The following is a 20636-nucleotide window of genomic DNA, read 5'->3' as shown; positions in this document are numbered from 1 at the left end:
GGGCTATGGCGCCTACGCCTCGGGGGTGAACAGCGTGGCGATCGGTACCCTGTCGGAAGCCGAACGTGCCAACACGGTCTCGATCGGCAGCGCCGGCAACGAGCGTCAGCTGACCAATGTCGCCGCCGGTACCGAAGATACCGACGCGGTGAACAAGGGCCAGCTGGATGAGGTCGCCGCCGGCGTCGCCAACGCGGTGAGCTACGACGACGAGAGCAAGGACAGCATCACCCTGGAAGGCGAGAACGGCACCAAGATCGGCAACCTCGCGGCCGGCGACGTCAGCGCCAACAGCACGCAGGCGGTCAACGGCGGCCAGCTGTATGGCGCGCTCGACAGCACGGCGGCGGCATTGGGCGGCGGCGCCTCGGTGACGGCGTTCGGCACGATCAGCGCGCCGACCTATCTCGTCCAGGGCGGCAGCTACTTCAACGTCGGCGACGCGATCAGCGCGCTGGATGCCAGCATCTCGCAGATCGACCAGCGCCTGAGCAGCGTGGAAAGCAACGGCCTGGCCGCCGGCGCGAGCACGGACAGCACCGGCGACGACCGGGCGACCGCCTCGAGCAAGCCCGCCAGGACCGGCGCCGACGCCGGCTCGACCGGCGGCGGCACCGGGCCCGTGGCCTCGAGCAATGCGCCCGCCGCCGGCACCGGCGCGATGGGCGGCGTCGCCTCGGGCACCAACGCCGTGGCGATGGGCCAGGGCGCGGTCGCCTCGGGCGCGTCGAGCACGGCGATCGGCCAGGGCGCGACGGCCTCGGCCGCCAACAGCGTGGCCCTCGGCCAGGGCTCGGTCGCCGATCGCGCCAACACGGTCTCGGTGGGCAGCGTCGGCAACGAACGCCAGGTGGTGAACGTCGCCGACGGCACGCAGGCCACCGACGCGGTGAACAAGCGGCAGATGGATGCGTCCGCGACCAAGACGCTGTCCTCGGCCAACGCCTACACGGACTCGAAGTTCATGGCGCTGGAGGACAGCTTCGACGTGCTGAAGGACGACATGAACCGCCGCCTGCGCGACCAGGACCGCCGCATCGACCGCCAGGGCGCGATGAGCGCGGCCATGTTGAACATGGCCACCAGCGCGGCCGGCATCCGCACCGAGAACCGCGTCGGCGTCGGCGTCGGTTTCCAGGGCGGCCAGAGCGCGCTGTCGATCGGTTACCAGCGCGCGATCAGCGACCGGGCCACGTTCACCCTCGGCGGTGCGACCAGCGGCGGCGACACCTCGGTCGGTCTCGGCGCGGGCTTTGGCTGGTAGTCGGGAAAATGTCCGCGGACCGGCGAGAGACGGTCCGCGGATGCGCATGGCGCGGCCGCTGGCCGCGTCCGTTAGGGGATGGAGTCGTCAGCCGGCGATTTCGCTTGTTTCGTAAACCGAAAAAAGGAACCGCATCGTGATCAGCAGGAAACAACTCGTTGTGTACGGCATCGCCGGCATTGTATCGATGGCCGCCGTGATGCCCGCGGCGCAGGCCGCAAAGCCTTTCGTCGCCAAGGAGCCGGTCCGCGCCGCCGCCGACCAGTCGCAGGCCGGCGCGCGCATCATCGTCAAGTACAAGAAGGGCAGCGCCGTCAGCGTCGACCGCAATGCCAAGCTCGGCGCGGTCAATTCCGCCGTGGGGCGCGCCGGACTGGGCGCGCAGTCGGCGCGGGGCCAGTCCGCCGCCACGCGTGCGAACTACGTGCGCAAGCTCGGCGTCGGTGCCGACCTGTTCAAGCTCTCGCGCCGCGTTCCCGAAGCGCAGCTGCAGCAGCTGGTGCGCGAGCTGCGCGCCGATCCGTCGGTGGAGTACGCGCAGGTCGACCGCATGCGCCGCCTCGACGACGCGCCGATCGGCAAGGTGCGTGCCGCCGCCACCGCGGAAGCCTTCACTCCCAACGACCAGTACTACGCGCAGTACCAGTGGCATTTCCACAATGCCGTGGGCGGCGTCAACGCGCCGGCGGCGTGGGACATCTCCAAGGGCGACGGTGCCGTCGTCGCGGTGCTGGATACCGGCGTGGTGCTGAACCATCCCGACCTGCAGGCCAACCTGCTGGAAGGCTACGATTTCATCACCGACGCGTTCGTCTCGCGCCGCGCCACCGACGATCGCGTGCCCGGCGCCAAGGACTACGGCGACTGGACCCTCGACGGCGACTGCAGCGCCGACTGGACGGCCGAGGCCAGCAGCTGGCACGGCACCCATACCAGCGGCACGGTCGCCGAAGTCACCAACAACAGCGTCGGCATGGCCGGTCTCGCCCACAACGCCAAGGTGCTGCCGGTGCGCGTGCTCGGCCGCTGCGGCGGCTACGACTCCGACATCGCCGATGCGATCATCTGGGCCTCCGGCGGCACCGTCGACGGCGTGCCGGCCAACCAGAATCCGGCCGAGGTCGTCAGCCTGAGCCTGAGCGGCCCCGGTGCCTGCGATCAGGCCACCCAGGATGCGATCACCGGCGCCAACAGCCGCGGCACCCTGGTGGTCGTCTCGGCCGGCAACCAGGCCGCCGATGCGTCTACGCGCAGCCCGGCCAACTGCAACGGCGTGGTCACCGTCGGCGCCACGCGCGTCACCGGCGGCATCGCCTACTACTCCAACTTCGGTGCCGTGGTCGATCTGTCGGCGCCGGGCGGCGGCGGCAGCGTCGATGGCAATCCGAACGGCTATGTCTGGTCGACCGGCAGCGACAGCGACACCACGCCGGAAGCCGGCGCCCCGACCTACTTCGGTCTCGGCGGCACCTCGATGTCGACCCCGCATGTCGCCGCCACCGCCGCGCTGGTGCAGAGCGCGCTGGCCGGCGCCGGCCGCGATCCGCTCACGCCGGCGGCGATGGAGGCGCTGTTGAAGGAGACGGCGCGTCCGTTCCCGGTCGCCATTCCCTCGGGTACGCCGATCGGCGCCGGTATCGTGGATGCAAAGGCCGCGCTCGACAAGGCGCTGGAAGTGCCCTGCGATCCGGAGACGGAGCAGTGCGGTCCCGAGGCCACCCCGCTGACCAACAAGGTGGCGGTGAGCGGACTGAGCGGAGCCGCGGGCAGCGAGGCACTGTACAGCTTCGAGGCCAGCGCCGGCAGCACGCTCAGCATCCTGACCTACGGCGGCACCGGCAACGTTTCGGTCTACGTCAGCTTCGGCGCCGAGCCGACCACGACGGCCTCCGACGCCAAGTCCACCCGCGTGGGCAACAGCGAGACGGTGCGCTTCCAGGCCGCGCAGGCGGGCACCTACTACATCAAGCTGGTGGGCGCCGCGGCCTACAGCGGCGTCACCCTGGTGGCACGCCAGTAAGCCTCGCCGCGATCGCGCTACAGGAGACCCCGGCCGCGAGGCCGGGGTCTTTTTTTGATGGAGTCCGCCGCCGGGCGGCCGGGATCCGCCCCGGGCGCGGCGCCGCCGGCATCGATGTCGAGGCAACGGCATGACCTGCTAAAGTCGGCGTTCCCCACGGAGGTCGCAGTGAGCGCAGTCGTTCAGCAGCCCGGAAACGAACCCGCCGCCGGTCGCCATGCCCTCGACGCGCAGGCGGCCGACGGACAGGCCGCCGACGAGCGCATCGTCGCCGCGCTGCTGGAGAAGGGCCGGCTGAAGGAAGCCGACCTGGCGCGCGCGCGCCGCCTGCAGGAGGAAACCGGCGGGGCGCTGCTGGCGCTGCTGGCGCGGCTGGGGCTGGTCTCCGAGCGCGACCACGCCGAGACCTGTGCCGAGGTGCTCGGCCTGCCGCTGGTCGGCGCCAAGGAAGTGCCGGAAACGCCGCCGGAGATGCCGGCCGAGACCCAGGCGCTGTCCACGCGCTTCCTCAAGCAGTTCCACGTCTGCCCGCTGGGCGAACAGCGCGCCAACGGCCAGCCCGGCCGCATCGTGCTGTGGATGGCCGATCCCTACGATCCGTATCCGGCGGACGCGGTGCGCCTGGCCAGCGGCGGCGACGTCGTGCCGGCGGTCGGGCTGCGCTCGGAGATCGACGACCTGATCGAGCGCTGGTACGGCCAGGGCCGCAGCGCGATGGGCGCGATCGTGGAGACCGCCGACGGCGAGGGCAGCGGCGACATCGACGACGTCGAGCACCTGCGCGACCTGGCCTCCGAGGCGCCGGTCATCCGCCTGGTGAACCTGATCATCCAGCGTGCCGTGGACCTGCGCGCCTCCGACATCCACATCGAGCCGTTCGAGAACCGGCTCAAGGTGCGCTACCGCATCGACGGCGTGCTGGAGGAGGGCGAGAGCCCGCCCACCAACCTCACCGCCGCCGTGATCAGCCGCATCAAGATCATGGCCAAGCTCAACATCGCCGAGCGCCGCCTGCCGCAGGACGGCCGCATCATGCTGCGCGTGCAGGGCAAGGAGCTCGACCTGCGCGTGAGCACGGTGCCCACCGCGCACGGCGAGTCGGTGGTGATGCGCCTGCTCGACCGCGAGACGGTGGTGTTCGACTTCCACCGCCTCGGCTTCACCGACGAGTTCCTGCCGCAGTTCCAGAAGGTGCTCGACCAGCCGCACGGCATCCTGCTGGTGACCGGCCCGACCGGCTCGGGCAAGACCACCACCCTGTACACGGCGCTGTCCAAGCTCAACACCGCCGACGTGAAGATCATCACCGTCGAGGACCCGGTCGAATACCAGATCGAGGGCATCAACCAGATCCAGGCCAAGCCGCAGATCGGCCTGGACTTCTCGCACGCCCTGCGCTCGATCGTGCGCCAGGACCCCGACATCATCATGATCGGCGAGATGCGCGACCTGGAGACCTGCCGCATCGCCATCCAGTCCGCGCTCACCGGCCACCTGGTGCTCAGCACGCTGCACACCAACAACGCCTCCGGCGGCATCACCCGCCTGCTCGACATGGGCGTGGAGGACTATCTGCTCACCTCCACCATCAACGGCATCCTCGCCCAGCGCCTGGTGCGCAGGCTGGAGCCGACCCATGCGGAGAAATACCCGGCCTCGCCCGAGGAGATCGAGAAGTTCAACCTGCGCCGCTACCAGCCCGAGGGCGAGATCTTCCTCTATCGCCCGCGCGGCTCGGCGCTGGCGCCCACCGGCTACCACGGCCGCACCACCATCATGGAATTCCTGGTGATGCACGACGAACTGCGCCGCGCGGTGATGCGCCACGCCGGCATGGGCGAGCTGGAGCAGCTCGCCAAGCAGGGCGGCATGCGCACCATGTACGAGGACGGCATCGTCAAGGCGCTGGCGGGGCTGACCACCATCGAGGAAGTGCTGCGGGTGACCGAGGATGCGTAGCGCGCCGGCCGACAACGCCCGTCTGCAAGGATGATCCGCATGGCTTGCGCCACGAACCGCGTTTCCGCCGCCGTTGTCGCTGGACTGTTGCTGGCCGCGTCGGCGACGGTCGAGGCGAAACAGCGCCCCAAGACCCTGGCGCGCGAGGAAATCCCGCAGGATTTCTCGATCGGCAGCGCCGAACCCGTGCTCGGACTGAAGGTGAGCGTGGTCGACGGCAGGGTCGCCTCGGCGGCGCCGGCCGATGCCAAGGACGCCAACGTCCGCGCCACGCGCAGCGGCGGCGAGGGGCAGACCACGCTGACGGTGCGCACCGACCTCGCCGTCGCGGTGAAGTTCGACCTGTACGTTTCCGGGGACGGCCGGCGCTTCGAATACGCCAGCACCTGCGCGGTGACGCCGGGCGTCTCCTCGTTCGAGATGTGGGAGAAGCCGGTGCGCGAGTTCGCGCTGGGCAATCCGCGCGTGGTCGCGGCCAACGCCGTGACCTGCGACTGAGCCCGTCCATGCCGCTTTACCGCTATAAGGCCCTGAACAGCCGCGGCGAGATGCTCGACGGGCAGATGGAGGCCGCCAGCGACAGCGAAGTCGCGCTGCGCCTACAGGAGCAGGGCCACCTGCCGGTCGAGGCCAAGCTGGCCAGCGGCAGCGGCGGCGAGACCAACTGGCGCGGCCTGTTCAAGTCCAAGCCGTTCGCCGGCGAGCGGCTGGTGCAGTTCACCATGCAGCTGGCGACCCTGCTCGGTGCCGGCCAGCCGCTCGACCGCGCGCTGACCATCCTGCTGGAACTGCCCGAGGACGAGGCCGCGCGGCGCACCATCGCCGACCTGCGCGACGCGGTGCGCGGCGGCAGTGCGCTGTCGACGGCGCTGGAGCGCCAGCACGGCACCTTCTCGCGGCTGTACATCAACATGGTGCGCGCGGGCGAGGCCGGCGGCAGCCTGCAGGAGACGCTGCAGCGCCTGGCCGAGTACCTGGAGCGCAGCGGCGCGCTGCGCGGACGCGTGATCAACGCGCTGATCTACCCGGCGATCCTGCTGACCCTGGTCACGGTGGCGCTGGGCTTCCTGCTCGGCTGGGTGGTGCCGGAGTTCGCCGGCATGTACGAGAGCCTGGAGGCGGAGATCCCCTGGTTCACCAAGCTGGTGCTGGCGGTGGGCATCTTCGTGCGCGACTGGTGGATCGTGCTGATCGTGGTGCCCGGCGCGCTGGCCTGGTGGCTGGATCGCAAGCGCCGCGACCCGGTGGTGCGCGCGCGCTTCGACGAGTGGATCCTGCAGCGCAAGCTGGCCGGCTCGCTGGTGGCGAAGATGGAGACCGCGCGGCTGATGCGCACCCTCGGCACGCTGCTGCGCAACGGCGTGCCGCTGCTGACCGCGCTGGGCATCGGCCGCAACGTGCTCGGCAACCGGGCCCTGGCCGCCGACGTGGAGGCCGCGGCCGACGACGTCAAGAACGGCGTCGGCCTGTCCGCCGCGCTGGCCAAGGGCAAGCGCTTTCCGCGCCTGGCCCTGCAGATGATCCAGGTGGGCGAGGAGTCGGGCGCGCTCGACGTGATGCTGCTCAAGACCGCCGATACCTTCGAGCAGGAGACCGGGCAGGCGCTGGACCGGATGCTCGCGGCCCTGGTGCCGGTGATCACGGTGGTGCTGGCCGGCGTCGTGGGCATGGTGATCATGGCGGTGCTGATCCCGATCTACGGGCTCACCGATACAATCCAGTGACGCCACCCCGTATTCAGGGAGATGAAAGACGCTGCCGCGGTGAACCAATCGCCCGGCCGTCGATCAAAGAACTGGATTCAGGTACGGTCATGGCCCGGACGGCGGGACATGCGACCATCCGGGGTTCCCGGCGCCCCCGGACGACTTTTTCGACATTTCAGAGGATGCATGCAATGCGACGCACCCGTACCCTTCCTGCTTCTCCGCGTTCGGCACAGGCCGGTTTCAGCCTGATCGAAATCATCCTCGTCACCGTGCTGATCGGCGGCATCGTCGCCTTCGCGGCCAGCAAGATCATGGGCGGCGGCGACAAGGCCAAGTACAACCTGGCCAAGGCGCAGGTGCAGACCCTGGCCGAGAAGATCTCCTCCTACCAGATGGACACCGGCAACCTGCCCGGATCGCTCAACGACCTGGTCGCGCAGCCCGGCGGCGCCAGCAACTGGCTGGGCCCGTACGCCAGGGAGGCGGACCTGAAGGATCCGTGGGGCACGCCGTTCGAATACAAGGTGCCCGGCGACAACAAGCCTTTCGATCTGGTCAGCCTCGGCGCCGACAGGCAGGCCGGCGGCGACAGTGTCAAGGGCGACATCAAGAACGAGTAAGCATGCGCGCCGGGGGCCGGGAGCGGGAACAGGGACGGGGGGTGGCGACACCTCCCGTTTCGTCGTGCCGGGCCGTCCGGCCCGGCGCGCGCCGTGCGCCGGCGCCGGGCTTCACCCTGATCGAAATCATCGTGGTGATGGCCATCATCGCCGCCGCGGCGCTGCTCGGAGCGACCGCCCTGACCGGCGGCTTCGAGCGGATGCAACTGCATTCGGCCATGCAGGACGTGGCCTCCAACCTGCGCTACGCGCGGGCGCAGGCGATCGCCACCGGCGTGCCGCAGCGCTTCGTCATCAGTCCGCAGGAGCACACCTGGGAGGGCGCGGGCGGACGCCAGGGCCGCATCTCCGACAAGGTCTCGATCCGCTTCTTCGGCGCGCGCGAGGTGCAGCCGCGCCGCGACCAGGGCGCGATCGTGTTCTTCGCCGACGGCGCCTCCACCGGCGGCCGCGTGCAGCTGGCCGCCAAGCGCGCGGCATGGAACATCGACGTCGGCTGGCTGACCGGCGAGGTGAAGTCGCGGCGCGCCGAACGCGTGGACACGGTGGGCATGTGAGGGCGGCGCTGCGATCGCGGGCGTTGCCGCGCCATCGTCGTCGCCAGCGCGGCTTCACGCTGCTGGAGATCATCATCGCCTTCGCGGTGCTGGCGATGGCGCTGACGCTGTTGCTGGGGGCGCTGTCGAACTCGGCGCAACTGGTGCGCCGTTCCGCCGATGCCGGGCGCGCGGCGCTGCACGCGCAGTCGCTGCTGGCGCAGACCGGGGTCGGCGAGGCGCTGACCCCGGGGACGCGCGACGGCCAGTTCGAGGACGGCCGCTATCGCTGGACGATGCGCGTCGGGGAATACGTCGATCCGCTGCGGCCGCAGCAGGACGCGCTGCGCAATCCGGTCGGGCCGCGCCTGCTGCAGGTGGCGCTGACCGTCGAATGGGGCGAGGGCGGTCCGCGCCAGCGCCTGTCGCTGGAAACGCTGCGGCTGGCGGTCGCGGACGCGGCGCAGGGCGCGCCGCCGTGAGCCGGTCGCGCGCATCGATCCCGCGTCGGTCGTCGCGGGCAACGCGCGCGGCGCGGCGCGGCGTGCGCGGCTTCACGCTGATCGAGGTGCTGGTGGCGACCATGCTGCTCGCCGCCGGGCTGGCGGTGGCCTTCGCCACCGTGCGCGCGGCGAGCGCGACCAAGCAGCGCGGCGAAGCCATCTCCGAGCAGAACGAGCGCATGCGCGCGGTCGAGGGCTTCCTGCGCCGGCGCATCGCCTCGGCGCTGGTGCTCGGCTTCGCGGTCGACAGGACCACCGGCGAACAGACCCGCTTCAGCGGCGCGCCCGACCGCATGCGCTTCGTCGCCGATCTGCCCAACTACCTGGGCCGCGGCGGCCCCAGCCTGCACGACATCCGCGTCGTCGACGACGGCGGGCAGGCGAAGCTGGTGATCTCCTTCGCGCCCGTGGTCGGGGCCACGGTGGCCGAGGAGCGTCCGGCGCGTCCGCCCGAGCCGATGGTGCCCGACCTGGTCGCGGTGAAGATGCGCTATCGCGGCCTCAACGCCGACAACCAGCTCGGCGAGTGGGTCGAGGAATGGGAGACGCCCGACCGCCTGCCGGTGCAGGTCTCGATCGACATCGAGAGCAAGGCCGTCGGCCGCTGGCCGCGGCTGGTGGTGGCGTTGCCGCAGGCGGGCAACCAGGCGCCGGGGATGTTCCGGTGAGCGCGCGCGCGGATGTACGGGCGCCCGCGCCCGTCGGCGCGCGGCAGCGCGGCGTCGCGCTGCTGCTGGTGATGTGGATCATCGCGCTGCTCGCCTCGCTGGTGGCCGCGTTCGCCTTCTCCGCCCGCATCGAGCAGTTGCAGGCGCGCTCGCTCGACCAGGAGGTGGTGGTGGGGCAGGCCGCGCGCGCGGGGCTGGAGTACGCCCTGACCCGCGTCTTCGAGAACGACCCGCGGGTGCGCTGGAAGCCGGACGGACGTCCGTATGCGTGGGCGTTCGACGGCGCGCAGGTGGAAGTGAGCATCATCGACGAGTCCGGCAAGGTCGATCTCAATACCGCCGACGTGCCGTTCCTGAGCAAGCTGTTCGTCGTGCTGGGCACCGATCGCGAACAGGCCGGCCGCATCGCCGCGGCGATCGCCGACTGGCGCGACGTCGACAATCTCTCCCAGCCGCAGGGCGGCGCCGAGGATCCGGATTACGCTTCGGCGGGCCGACCGTATGGTGCGAAGGACGCGCCCTTCGACACCGTCGCCGAGGTCGAGCAGGTGCTCGGGATGACGCCGGAACTGTTCGCCAAGGCGGCGCCGCTGCTGACCGTCTACAGCGGCCAGATGCGCCCGGACCCCAATTACGCGCCCGCCGAAGTGCTGCAGGCATTGGGCGTGGATCCGGCGCCGATCCTGGCCAAACGCAAGCAGACGCAGCCCAAACCGGGCGATCTGGACGATTCCGCGCTATTGGGCGGCGGCACCGGCACGTATAGTATCGTCAGCCGCGCGCGGCTTCGGGATGGCCGCCAGGCAGTGTTGAGAGCGGTCGTGCGCGCGGGAGTCGGTACCGTGCCTGGGTCCGCGTATCTCGCACTGCGATGGGAAGAGGGAGCCATTCCGCGATGACGTCCGCGGTCGACAACGCGAGCGCCACCCCCACTTCGTTCCGGCAACGGTTCGGACGCGTGGGCGGGCGCCTGCACCCCGGTTTCGCGGGCTTCTGGACCTGGTGGACCGAGGCGTTGGCCAGCTGGCTGCCGGCGCGGGTGCGCGCCCTGTTCGGCCTGGCCCGCGAGCGCCTGCTGCTGCGCCACGACGGCGCGCAGCTGCAGCTGCTGCTGCAACGCGGCGACGCCAGCGAGACCATCGGCACGATTCCCTGGCAGCCGGATGCTGCAGGTGCGGAAATCGGCACCGAGGATCCCTTGGCCGAACTGCTCACGCAACGCGTCGTGGATCTGCCGCGCTGGCTGCTGCTGCCCGCCGGCGCCGGCCTGCGCCGGCGTCTCACCCTGCCGGCCGCTGCCGCCGAGCGCCTGCGCGACGTGGCCGCGTTCGAGATCGATCGCCAGACGCCTTTCGCCGCCACCGACGTGCATTACGACGCGCGCGTGGCCGCGCGCCGCGGCGACCAGCTCGATGTCGAACTGGTGGTGGTGCCGCGCGCGACGTTCGACCGTGCGCTGTCCGCGCTCGGGCCGCTCGGCGCCACGCTGGCCGGCGTCGACGTGGTGGACGGCGACGACCGCCCGCTCGGCATCAACCTGCTCTCCGATACCCGGCGCCGCCGGCGCAGCGATCCGTGGCGGGTGTGGAACCATGTCTTCATCGTGGTCGCGCTGCTGGCGCTGGGCGTCGGCCTGTGGCAGATCCTCGACAACCGCCGCCAGGTCGCCGACGAACTCGAGCGCGAGGCCGACCGGCACGGCAACCAGGCGCGCCAGGCCGCGGCGCTGAAACGGCAGCTGATCAACCAGGTCGAGGGCCTGCGGTTCCTGCAGGAGGCGCGCGCCGGCCGGCCGACCGCGGTGGAGGTGATCGACGAGCTCGCCCGCCGCCTGCCCGACACCACCTACATCGAGAAGCTCGCCATCGAGGACACCCGGCTGACGCTGATCGGTCAGAGCAGCGAGGCCTCGGCGCTGGTGATCAAGCTGGAGGGCTCCAAGCTCTGGCGCCAGCCGGCGCTGGCCGGCGCCCTGCAGCCCGATCCGCGCACGCGCCGCGACCGCTTCACGCTGACCGCCGAGCTGGCCGTCACCGACGCCGCCAAGTCGCAACCGGGAGGCGCCGATGCGCGAACGCCCTGACCGCGACCGCTGGCTGGCGCTGGGCATCCTGGCCGGCGCGCTCGTGCTGGCCTATTTCGTGCTGGTCCACTTCTGGTGGACGGTGCCGATGCTCGAGGTGAGCGAGAACATCGATTCGATGCAGCGGCGCGACCTGCGCGCGCGCATGGAGCTGCAGCAGGCGCCGCAGGTGCGCAAGCGGCTGCAGGAACTGCAGGTGCGCGCCAGCCGGATACCGGGCTTCATGACCGAGCGCAGCCCGGAACTGGCCACCGCGAGCCTGGTGCAGCGGCTGGAGACCGCGGTCAACGAGGCCAGCCCGGGCAACAAGAGCTGCGCCATCCTGAACCGCTCGCCGACCACCGATCCGCGCCCGCAGCGCTTTCCGCGCGTGGTGGCGCAGGTGCGCCTGCGCTGCGGCAATTCCGAACTGGCGACCGTGCTGTATTCGCTGGAGAACGGCTCGCCGCGCCTGTTCGTGGACAACCTCAACATCCTCTCGACCAATTTCTTCGTCGCCCAGCAGCAGTCCAAGCAGGGCGCCGGGCTGGACGTGAGCTTCGATCTCTACGGCTACCTGCAGCCGACCGCGGCCACGCCCGGTCCGGCGGCGCCGCAGCAGCAGGCCGGAGGCGCCGATGCGTCGCGTTGAGACCGCCGGCGCCAAGACCTGGCTGCTCGGCGCGCTGGCGCTGTGGGCGCTCGGCGTATGGGTGTTCGCGCTGTTCGGCATGGGCGGCAAGGTGGCGCCGCTGGAGGACGATCCCGCGCTCGCCGGCAGCCTGCCCAAGCCGGCGGCCGCGCCCGCCGAGCGTCTCGGGCCGCTGCCGCAGTACGCGGCGATGGGCGAGCGCCCGCTGTTCACCGACGACCGGCGCCCGCAGCCTTTCCTGATCAATCCGGCCGGCGAGGGCGAGGCCCAGGTCAACGCCTTCGACTACGTGCTGACCAGCGTGCTGCGCACCCCGAACTTCCAGATGGCGATCCTGCAGACCCCCGACGGCAGCGGCGAGCCGATGCGGGTGAAGGTGGGCGACGCGCCGAAGGCCGCGCCGGGTTGGCACCTGGCATCGGTGGATGCGCGCAGCGCGGTGTTCAACGGGCCCGAAGGCGAGCGCAAGCTGGAACTGCGCGTGTTCAACGGCAACGGCGGCGAACCGCCGACCGCGATCTCCGTCTCCGGCACCGTGCCGCCCGCCGCGCAGCCGGTCCCCGGACAGCCGGTCCCGCCGCCGATTCCGAACCAGGTGCCGCCGAAGCCGCAGAACGGCGAGGCGCCGCCGCCGCAACCGGCCCCGGCCGAGGCCGCCGCCCAGGACGCCGCCACCCAGCAACAGATCGAAGCCATCCGCAAGCGCATCGAAGCGCGTCGCGCCAAGCTGCGGCAGGAAGCGCAACAACAACAGCAGCAGCCGTCGCCACCGCCGGGCCAGACCCCTTAAGAGTGCACGCAATGAATGTCCGTTCCCTCCTGGTTGCCTTCCTTGTCACCGTGATCGCCGGTTGCGCGACCGGCCCCGTGCCGATCGTGCGCCGCGACAACAGCGCCCCGGCCCCGGTGGCCGCCGGCGAAACCGACCGCAGCAAGGAGGAGAACGCGCCGCGCGACATCCGCAAGGAATACAAGGAGGACGGCGGTCCGCGTCCGCAGATCCGCCGCGGCAGCGGGCAGACCATCAATCGCGAGGTCGCCGGCTCCAGGCCGCCCAGCCTCGGCGGCACCACCGGCTCGGCTACCTTCAACTTCGAGGGCGAGTCGCTGCAGGCGGTGGCCAAGGCCATCCTCGGTGACATGCTCGGCCAGAACTACGTGATCGCGCCCGGCGTGCAGGGCACGGTGACGCTCAATACCGGCAAGCCGGTCAGTCCGGCCGAGGCGCTGTCGGTGCTGGAGATGGTGCTGGGCTGGAACAACGCGCGGCTGATCTACAGCGACGGCCGCTACAACATCGTCCCGGCCGACCAGGCCGTGGCCACCGGCGCGGTCGCCCCGCGCACCGGCAGCGCCGCCACCGCGCGCGGCTTCGAGTCGCGGGTGGTGCCGCTGAAGTACATCTCGGCCACCGAGATGGAGAAGATCCTCAAGCCCTACGCGCGCGCCGGCTCGATCGTGAACGTGGATTCCGGCCGCAACGTGATCACCGTCGCCGGCAGCCGCACCGAGCTGGAGAACTACCTGCGCACCATCCAGATCTTCGACGTCGACTGGATGTCGAGCATGTCGGTGGGCGTGTTCCCGCTGCAGAGCAGCAAGGCCAGCAAGGTGGTGCAGGACCTGGAGAAGGTGTTCGGCGAGCAGAGCAAGACGCCGGTGGCCGGCATGTTCCGCTTCATGCCGCTGGAAGGCTCCAACTCGGTCCTGGTGATCACGCCGCAGCCGGAGTACCTGGACCAGATCCAGGTCTGGCTGGAGCGCATCGACGGCGCCGGCGAGGGCGTGCAGCTGTTCTCCTACGAACTGAAGTACGTCAAGGCGAAGGACCTCGCCGACCGCTTGGCCGACGTGTTCGGCGGCAGCGGCGGCGGCAGCGGCGGCGACGAGGGCGGCGCGCCCTCGCTGATGCCCGGCCTGAATCCGACCGAGCTCAAGGACGGCGGCGGCATGGACAGCGGCGGCGGCCTGGGCTCGGTGTCGAACGGCGGCGGCGATTCCTTCGGCGGTCCCGGCGGCACCTCGGGCGGCTTCGGCGGCACGGGCGGCGGCGGGGGCTCGCTCTCGCTCAATCCGCGCCAGGGCGGCAACGGCCGCGTCACCCTGCAGGTGGAGGGCGAGCGCGTGGGCGTCTCGGCCGTGGACGAAACCAATACCCTGCTGGTGCGCAGCACCGGCAATGCCTGGCGCTCGATCCGCGACGTGGTCGAGCGGCTCGATGTCATGCCGCTGCAGGTGCACATCGAGGCGCAGGTGGTGGACGTGACGCTGTCGGGCGACCTGAAGTGGGGCGTGAGCTGGTTCCTCGAGAAGGGCATGACCGACAACGGGTTCCCGAATTTCCCGGCGCCGGGAAACACACCCGGCACCTCCGGGCCCAGCAAATGGAGCACGCTCGGCGGCACCATCGGCGGCAACAGCGCGGGCGGCGGCCTGCTGTGGCAGTTCGTCAAGAACGACGCCGCCGCGGTGCTGAGCGCGCTGGACAAGGTGACCGACGTGCAGGTGCTGCAGACGCCGTCGGTGTTCGTGCGCAACAACGCCGTGGCCGAGCTCAACGTCGGCACCCGCATTCCGATCGTGTCCACCTCGGTGAACCCCATCACCGGCAGCGACGCCGCCTACAGCCAGGTGCAGTACCTGGACACGGGCGTGATCCTGAAGGTGCGCCCGCGCGTGACCAAGGACGGCATGGTGTTCCTGGACATCGTCCAGGAGGTCAGCGACGCTACCGAAACGACCAACGCGCAGGGCAATCCGCGCATCTCCACCAAGAAGCTCAAGTCGGAGGCGGCGGTGCAGGACGGCAATACCGTGCTGATGGCCGGCCTGATCAAGGACGGCGTGACGCGCGGCTCGACCGGACTGCCGGGGCTGAGCCGCATCCCCGTCCTCGGCGCGCTGTTCGGCACCCAGAACTCGAAGACCGAGCGCACCGAGACGATCGTCTTCATCACCCCGACCATCGTGCGCAACGCGCAGGAAGCCAACAATCTCACCGACGAATACACCCGTCGCTTCCGCGCCATGGAGCCGCTGCAGCCGAAAAAGAAAAAATAAATCGCGTTCCACATGAGCTTCACGGGGAATCGTCTATGGATGGGTCCCCGGATGAGTCCGGGAAGCCAGGAATTGCCCGCCTCGTGGAGAATCGATATGGCGAGAAATGCGCTTGCGTTAATTATTCTGACTTCGGTATGCGGGCAATTGATGGCCGAAGATAAAGCGACGACTATCGCCGAGGTGGCTTCAGGTGATTACGTGTGCTCGGAAGAAGGCGTTGGACTGGGATACGTTATTGAGTCCATCATTGAAAATGAGGGATTGCATTCAGTATGCAAAACCGGAAAGGCATATGGCTTAAAAAGCCTTATGCAGCAGAGTTCGATCAATGTTTGTGCTGGATCGCCAGTTCCAAGCGGATGGGTGGTAACGGCGATTCAACAAAGTGTTCCGGCGTGCGGGGGGTACTCTGGGTTCACTATCACCAATACCGCTGGGCTATCTTCTATCCGAGCCTGCAACCGAACCGTGATTCCAGATGGTTGGGTGGTCACTGCCACATATCAAAGTCAGTTGGCTTGCAACAGCGAGCCGGCGTTTGATCTGGTGAGCGTAAATCCGCCCCCGCCGCCACCTCCGCCTCCAATGCCGCAGGCGCCGCAAATGTATCCCGCGGAAAAGATCAATGCGACTAGCCATATTGTTAAATGGAGGTCTGCATCGGATGTCAGTGTCGGGTGGCGCTATGCGCTGGAGCGGAGCGTCAATTACGGCGGCTGGAAAATCATAAAAAAGGGCGAAGCTAGTGCGGGGGTTTCCGACTACTATGAAGGCAACGCATCCCCAGGAGTTGTCTATAAATATAGGGCGTATAGAATTACAGAGTCGGGTATCAGTCCTCGTTCTTCCGAGGTGCTGATACAACAGTAGGTTCGGCGTGGATGGGGGCTGCAAGGATTGGCGGCGATGCCAGTCTTGCTTGAAATCGGGCTGTTCTCCGTGACCTAAGCTGGCGGGGGGCGGGGAATGCGGCGTATTCTCCCCTGCTAAATGAAATCCATGAGCTCAAGTTTGAGGCATAGGCATACAGCCAGAGCGCCGCATGGCTGAGCTTCCGGTCGTGCTGCTGCCGGTCGGCGCCGACGACGACGCGCTCGACGCCTGCCTCGGCGCGCTGGAGGCGAACACGCCCGCCGGCACGCGGGTCTGGCTGGCCGACGACGCGCAATGCGGGCCGCGCGGCTACGCGGTGATCGAACGCTGGATCGCGCGGACGGGGCTGTCGGCCGACTACACGCGCCGGCAGCGCGCGATCGGCCAGGTCGCGCATCTGGACGAAATGCTCAAGGCCTGCGGCGACGCCGACGTCATCGTGCTGGCGCCGGATGCCCTGCCGACGCCGGGCTGGGCCACGCAGCTGGCCGCCTGCTTCGCGCGCGATGCTTCCATCGCGACCGCCACGCCCTGGTGCAACGCCGGCGAGACGGCGGCCTGGCCGCGTTGCGGCGAGATCGGGCCGGTGCCCGGGGACGCGGAGCGGATCGCGCGCGCGGCCGCGGCGATGGCGCCGCGCCATCCGGAGCTGCCGGCGGCGGTCGATCATGCGGTGCTGCTGCGCGGGCGCGCCCGCCTCAAGGCCGGCGGGCTTGATGCCGCCAGCTACGCGTCCTGGTACGCGGCCTTGATCGACCTGTCGCTGCGCCTGGCGGGACTGGGCTGGCGCAACGCGCTGTGCGAGACGGCCTTCGTCGCGCGCGGCGGCGAGGGCGGGCCGGCCGACGGCGACCTGGATGCGCTGGCGGCGCGCTGGCCGCACTGGCATGCGCGCCTGGCCGGCTTCCTGATGGACGATCCCCTGCACGAGGTGCGCGAGCGGCTGAGCCGCCTGCACGCCGAGGCCGACGCGACGCAGCGCCAGCGCGACCTGTTCGCGGAAGGCGCGGCCGACGCCGATGCGCCCGCACTCGAAGCGCCGGCGCCCGCGGGCGAGCCTTCCGGAGTGCGCGAAGGCGAGGATGCGCCGGGCGGAGGCGAAGCGTCGCCGCCATGAGCGCGCCCGGCATCGCCGCCATCGTGGTCACCCACGAGAGCCTGGCCACGATCGACGACTGCCTGGAGCGGCTGCGCCGCGCAGAGGGCGTGGCGCAGGTCCGCGTGGTCGACAACGATTCGCGCGACGGCACGCTCGCGCTCGTGCAGCGCCATGCCGCCGCCGACGCGCGCCTGCGCTTCATCGGCAATCCCGACAACCCGGGCTTCTCGGTCGGCTGCAACCAGGGCGCGCGCGACAGCGATGCGCCCTGGCTGGCCTTCGTCAATCCCGATTGCATGGTGGAGCCGGACGCGCTGGCGCGCCTGCTGGCGCACGCGCAGGGACAGGCGCAGGAGGTGCTGCTCGGCGCCGATCTGGTGGACGAGGCCGGCGTGCGCGACGGCGCCGCGCGCCGGCGGCAGCCGGACTTCGGGAGGATGCTGCGCGAGGCGTTCGCGGGCAGGGGACGCAGGCCGCTCGACCTGCCGGCGGACGACACGCAGACGCTGCAGCCCGTCGACGCCGTCTCGGGGGCGCTGATGCTGATCTCGCGCGCGCTGTTCGAGCGCATCGGCGGTTTCGACGAGGGCTACCGCCTGCATGCCGAGGACCTGGACCTGTGCCGGCGCGCGCGCGAGGCCGGCGCGCTGGTCGCGGTGGCCAACGACGTGCGCGTCGTGCACGTGCGCGGCGTTTCCAGCCGGGCGCGGCCGCTGTTCGTGGAATGGCACAAGCATCGCGGCCTGTGGCGCTATTTCCGCAAGTTCGAGGGGCGGCAATCGGGGCCGGCGAAGCGCGCCGCGGTCGCCGTCGCGATCGGCGCGCGCCTGCTCGCCAGCCTGGCGGCGAAGCTGGCGGGGCGGTAAAAAAAGCGCGGCCACCCGCAAGGATGGCCGCGCCTGGGCATTTCGGTCGCGCGAGGGCGGCAGTGCCGCCGGGCGATCAAAGCTCTTTGTCGTTGTACTCGATGATGAGCTGGTACGACAGCTCGGTGATCGGAACGCCTCCGGGGCCGGTGCCGATGATCTTGGTCTGCGCCGGAATCACGTGGGAGATCTTCCATCCCGCCGCGCCGAGCTGGGCGNTCGATGATGAGCTGGTACGACAGCTCGGTGATCGGAACGCCTCCGGGGCCGGTGCCGATGATCTTGGTCTGCGCCGGAATCACGTGGGAGATCTTCCATCCCGCCGCGCCGAGCTGGGCGATGGTCTTGGTGCCGACGTTGACGCAGCTGAAGGTCATCGTCGACCAGATCGCGTAGATCGGCTTGTCGCTTCGTCCCTTTTGCACGGAACTGCAGAACGAGGCGGCGGTTCCCGCGTGGGACGTGGACGGAACGGCATAGAGCGCCGAGGCGGCAATGGCGGCCAGAGGCAGGGCAAGAAGCCGGTTCATGTGTAACTCCTTATATCGGGACTGATGCTCGCGGTGCGCGAGGAACGCAGCCATTCCGGTGGAATGGCTGCGCAATTCAGTCGTGATGCGCGAGGATCCGTGGTCGCATGGACCGGCGGATCAAAGCTCCTTGCTGTTGTACTGGATGATGAGCTGGTACGACAGTTCGGTGATCGGAAAGCCCCCGGGGCCGGTGCCGATGATCTTGGTCTGCGCCGGGATGATGTGCGTGATCTTCCATCCTTCGGCGCCGAGCTGGGCAATGGTCTTGGTGCCGACGTTGACGCAGCTGAAGGTCATCGTCGACCACAGCGCGTAGATCGGCTTGTCGCTGCGGCCCTTCTGCACGGAACTGCAGAACGAGGCGGCGGTCGTGGCATGCGAGGTGGACGGAACGGCATAGAGCGCCGCGGCGGTGAGCGCCGCCAGAGGCAGGGCGAGGAAACGGTTCATGATCACTCCTTGAGTCGATTAACGTTTGCGGTCCGTGGCGGTAGCATTTTCAGGCTCCCCCGGCCCGCGCGCAGCATACGCATCCTCCCGGACGCGCGCCAGTTACTTGTGACAGGGTGTCCTTGCGCCGGGACAAGCGGTTCCGCAAGATCATGAATGGCGTGGCCGGCGACAAGGCATCACCGCTGGACGGCCGTCCGGACCCGCTCCAAACCAAGGCGAGGCGCGCAATCCGATGATCCGCGACATCCTCAAAATGGGCGACCCGCGCCTGCTCAGGATCGCCGAGCCGGTGCCGGCATTCGGCACCCCCGAGCTGGAAGCCCTGATCGCCGACATGTTCGACACCATGCAGGCCGCCGGCGGGGTCGGCCTGGCGGCGCCGCAGATCGGCGTGAACCTGCAGCTGGTGATCTTCGGCTTCGAGCGCAGCGAACGTTATCCCGACGCGCCGCCGGTGCCGCGCACGATCCTGCTCAATCCCGTGATCGAGCCGCTGTCGGGAGAGAAGGCCGACGGTTGGGAGGGCTGCCTGTCGGTGCCTGGCCTGCGTGGGGTGGTGCCGCGCTGGCGCCAGATCCGCTACCGCGGCTTCGATCCGGCCGGCGCGCCGATCGAGCGCGAGGCCGAGGATTTCCATGCCCGCGTGGTGCAGCACGAGTGCGACCACCTGATCGGGCGCCTGTATCCCTCGCGGATCGAGGATTTCTCCCGGTTCGGCTTCACCGAGATCCTGTTCCCGGACCTGGACCCCAACGGCGACGACTGAACGCCGCCGGGCGGGATGCCTAGAGTTCCATCAGGTCGCGCCCGACCACCAGCTCGCCCTTGAAATGCGCGGCGACCGCCGTACGCCAGACCTCGTCGCTGAGCGCGGGATCGCCGCCGGGCACGAAGTGGTTGAGCACCAGGGTCTTCACGCCGGCCTCGGTCGCGAGCCGGCCGACCTGTTCGGTGGTGGTATGGCTGTCGAGCAGGTGCCGGCGCAGGCGCGCGGCCTGCGGTTCGCTGGCGATGAGCCTGTCCAGCGCCGGCAGGAACATCACCTCGTGCACCAACACGTCGGCCCCGCGCGCCAGCGCCGCCAGGACGGGGCTGGGACGGGTGTCGCCGGAGAACACGATCGAGCGATCCGGCGTGTCGAAGCGGTAGGCGAAGGCCGGACGCAGCGGCGGGTGGTCGACCAGGGCCGCCCGCACCCGCACGCGCGCATCGCGCATGACCTCGCCGGCGCCGCGCAACTCGTGGGCACGGATCAGCGTCGCCGGATCGGGGCGTCCCTCGTCGGCCATGCGCGTGCGGATGTCGGTGGCGTTCAGGCGCAGCGACAGCCGGGTCATGCGCTTGAGCGGCGGCGGTCCCCAGGCATCGATCGGCCGGCGCAGGTCGGCGGCCCAGGCCAACAGCAGCAGGTTGCCGTAGTCGGCGTTGTGGTCGGAATGGTGGTGGGTGATGAAGACGTTGCCGACCGCGCCCAGCGGCAGCCCGGCCAGCGCCAGCTGGCGCGCCACGCCGTTGCCGCAATCGACCAGATAGACCGCGCCGTCGACCACCACCGCGCTGGCCGGCGCGGCGCGCAGCGCCTTGGGCGTGGGGCCGCCGGCGGTGCCGAGCAGGATCAGGCGCGTGCGGCGGTCCGCGGGCGCGGAAGGCGCGGCGAATGAAGCGGGCAGGGCGAGCGCGCCGGCGCCGGCGAGCGCGGCGCCCAGCAGGCGGCGGCGGTTGCGGTCGGGGGATCGGTCCATCGGCCTAATCTAGC

General features: G+C 70.0%; 21 protein-coding genes. 19 read left to right on the top strand and 2 right to left on the bottom strand.

Translation table 11 applies throughout. The features are described 5' to 3' along the window. The 18 genes from MD221_RS13485 to MD221_RS13400 all read left to right on the top strand — a co-directional run. Positions 1-1264: YadA family autotransporter adhesin (locus tag MD221_RS13485; protein WP_242112340.1), on the top strand; the 1264-nt coding region annotated here is incomplete at its 5' end. 187 nt (positions 1265-1451) lie between these two features. Further along, a complete protein-coding gene (locus MD221_RS13480; RefSeq protein ID WP_242112350.1) occupies positions 1452-3284 on the top strand; it encodes a S8 family peptidase in 1833 nt (610 codons plus the stop codon). Positions 3285-3341: 57 nt separating this feature from the next. Next, entirely contained in the window at positions 3342-5243 is a 1902-nt protein-coding gene (gspE, locus tag MD221_RS13475; protein ID WP_425602281.1) for a type II secretion system ATPase GspE, read from the top strand. Positions 5244-5282: 39 nt separating this feature from the next. Continuing rightward, complete coding sequence (locus tag MD221_RS13470; protein WP_242112339.1) at positions 5283-5741, top strand: hypothetical protein; 459 nt, start codon at positions 5283-5285, stop codon at positions 5739-5741. Between the two features lie 8 nt (positions 5742-5749). Further along, positions 5750-6967 (top strand): type II secretion system protein XpsF, encoded by a 1218-nt coding sequence (gene xpsF / locus MD221_RS13465; protein ID WP_242112338.1) that lies wholly within the window; start codon positions 5750-5752, stop codon positions 6965-6967. A 164-nt stretch (positions 6968-7131) separates the two neighbouring features. Beyond that, positions 7132-7572 carry a type II secretion system major pseudopilin GspG gene (gene gspG / locus MD221_RS13460; protein WP_425602280.1) on the top strand — a complete coding sequence of 147 codons (441 nt, stop codon included), beginning with the start codon at positions 7132-7134 and terminating at the stop codon, positions 7570-7572. A gap of 2 nt (positions 7573-7574) precedes the next feature. Then, the gene (gene xpsH, locus MD221_RS13455) at positions 7575-8129 is read left to right on the top strand and encodes a type II secretion system protein XpsH (RefSeq protein WP_425602279.1); all 555 of its coding nucleotides are present in this window, start codon (positions 7575-7577) and stop codon (positions 8127-8129) included. 23 nt (positions 8130-8152) lie between these two features. Beyond that, a complete protein-coding gene (gene xpsI, locus MD221_RS13450) occupies positions 8153-8590 on the top strand; it encodes a type II secretion system protein XpsI (protein WP_242112336.1) in 438 nt (145 codons plus the stop codon). A 62-nt stretch (positions 8591-8652) separates the two neighbouring features. Continuing rightward, a complete protein-coding gene (locus MD221_RS13445) occupies positions 8653-9279 on the top strand; it encodes a prepilin-type N-terminal cleavage/methylation domain-containing protein (protein ID WP_242112334.1) in 627 nt (208 codons plus the stop codon). Between the two features lie 71 nt (positions 9280-9350). Continuing rightward, on the top strand, positions 9351-10178 hold the full coding sequence (locus tag MD221_RS13440) for a type II secretion system minor pseudopilin (protein WP_242112347.1): 828 nt from the start codon (positions 9351-9353) through the stop codon (positions 10176-10178). Further along, positions 10175-11362, top strand: a complete 1188-nt coding sequence (locus MD221_RS13435; RefSeq protein WP_242112333.1) for a PilN domain-containing protein — start codon at positions 10175-10177, stop codon at positions 11360-11362. Before MD221_RS13440 ends, MD221_RS13435 begins: the two co-directional genes overlap by 4 nt. Continuing rightward, positions 11346-11993, top strand: coding sequence for a type II secretion system protein GspM (gene gspM, locus MD221_RS13430; protein WP_242112332.1), 648 nt, complete (start codon positions 11346-11348; stop codon positions 11991-11993). Before MD221_RS13435 ends, gspM begins: the two co-directional genes overlap by 17 nt. Beyond that, on the top strand, positions 11980-12783 hold the full coding sequence (locus MD221_RS13425) for a general secretion pathway protein GspN (protein ID WP_242112331.1): 804 nt from the start codon (positions 11980-11982) through the stop codon (positions 12781-12783). The genes gspM and MD221_RS13425 overlap by 14 nt, the downstream gene beginning before the upstream one ends. Positions 12784-12794: 11 nt before the next feature. Beyond that, the gene (gene gspD, locus MD221_RS13420; RefSeq protein ID WP_242112330.1) at positions 12795-15053 is read left to right on the top strand and encodes a type II secretion system secretin GspD; all 2259 of its coding nucleotides are present in this window, start codon (positions 12795-12797) and stop codon (positions 15051-15053) included. A gap of 12 nt (positions 15054-15065) precedes the next feature. Then, positions 15066-15926 (top strand): hypothetical protein, encoded by an 861-nt coding sequence (locus MD221_RS13415; protein WP_242112329.1) that lies wholly within the window; start codon positions 15066-15068, stop codon positions 15924-15926. 172 nt (positions 15927-16098) lie between these two features. Then, entirely contained in the window at positions 16099-17046 is a 948-nt protein-coding gene (locus tag MD221_RS13410) for a glycosyltransferase family 2 protein (RefSeq protein WP_242112328.1), read from the top strand. Beyond that, entirely contained in the window at positions 17043-17894 is an 852-nt protein-coding gene (locus MD221_RS13405; protein ID WP_339328431.1) for a glycosyltransferase family 2 protein, read from the top strand. The genes MD221_RS13410 and MD221_RS13405 overlap by 4 nt, the downstream gene beginning before the upstream one ends. Positions 17895-18119: 225 nt before the next feature. Next, complete coding sequence (locus MD221_RS13400; RefSeq protein ID WP_242112327.1) at positions 18120-18290, top strand: hypothetical protein; 171 nt, start codon at positions 18120-18122, stop codon at positions 18288-18290. 254 nt (positions 18291-18544) lie between these two features. Here MD221_RS13400 and MD221_RS13395 read toward each other — a convergent pair whose 3' ends face one another. Further along, positions 18545-18877, bottom strand: coding sequence for a hypothetical protein (locus MD221_RS13395; protein ID WP_242112325.1), 333 nt, complete (start codon positions 18875-18877; stop codon positions 18545-18547). A 235-nt stretch (positions 18878-19112) separates the two neighbouring features. Between MD221_RS13395 and def the strand changes: the two genes are divergently transcribed. After that, positions 19113-19646, top strand: coding sequence for a peptide deformylase (gene def, locus MD221_RS13390; protein WP_242112324.1), 534 nt, complete (start codon positions 19113-19115; stop codon positions 19644-19646). 19 nt (positions 19647-19665) lie between these two features. Here def and MD221_RS13385 read toward each other — a convergent pair whose 3' ends face one another. After that, entirely contained in the window at positions 19666-20622 is a 957-nt protein-coding gene (locus MD221_RS13385) for an MBL fold metallo-hydrolase (RefSeq protein ID WP_242112323.1), read from the bottom strand. Positions 20623-20636 lie beyond the last annotated feature (14 nt).

Origin of the sequence: Luteimonas aquatica, from assembly GCF_022662575.1 — a bacterium.
GTDB classification, from domain to species: Bacteria; Pseudomonadota; Gammaproteobacteria; order Xanthomonadales; family Xanthomonadaceae; genus Luteimonas; species Luteimonas aquatica.
Note: the sequence above shows the minus strand (reverse complement) of the source record. Positions and strands in the feature narration are given on the sequence as shown.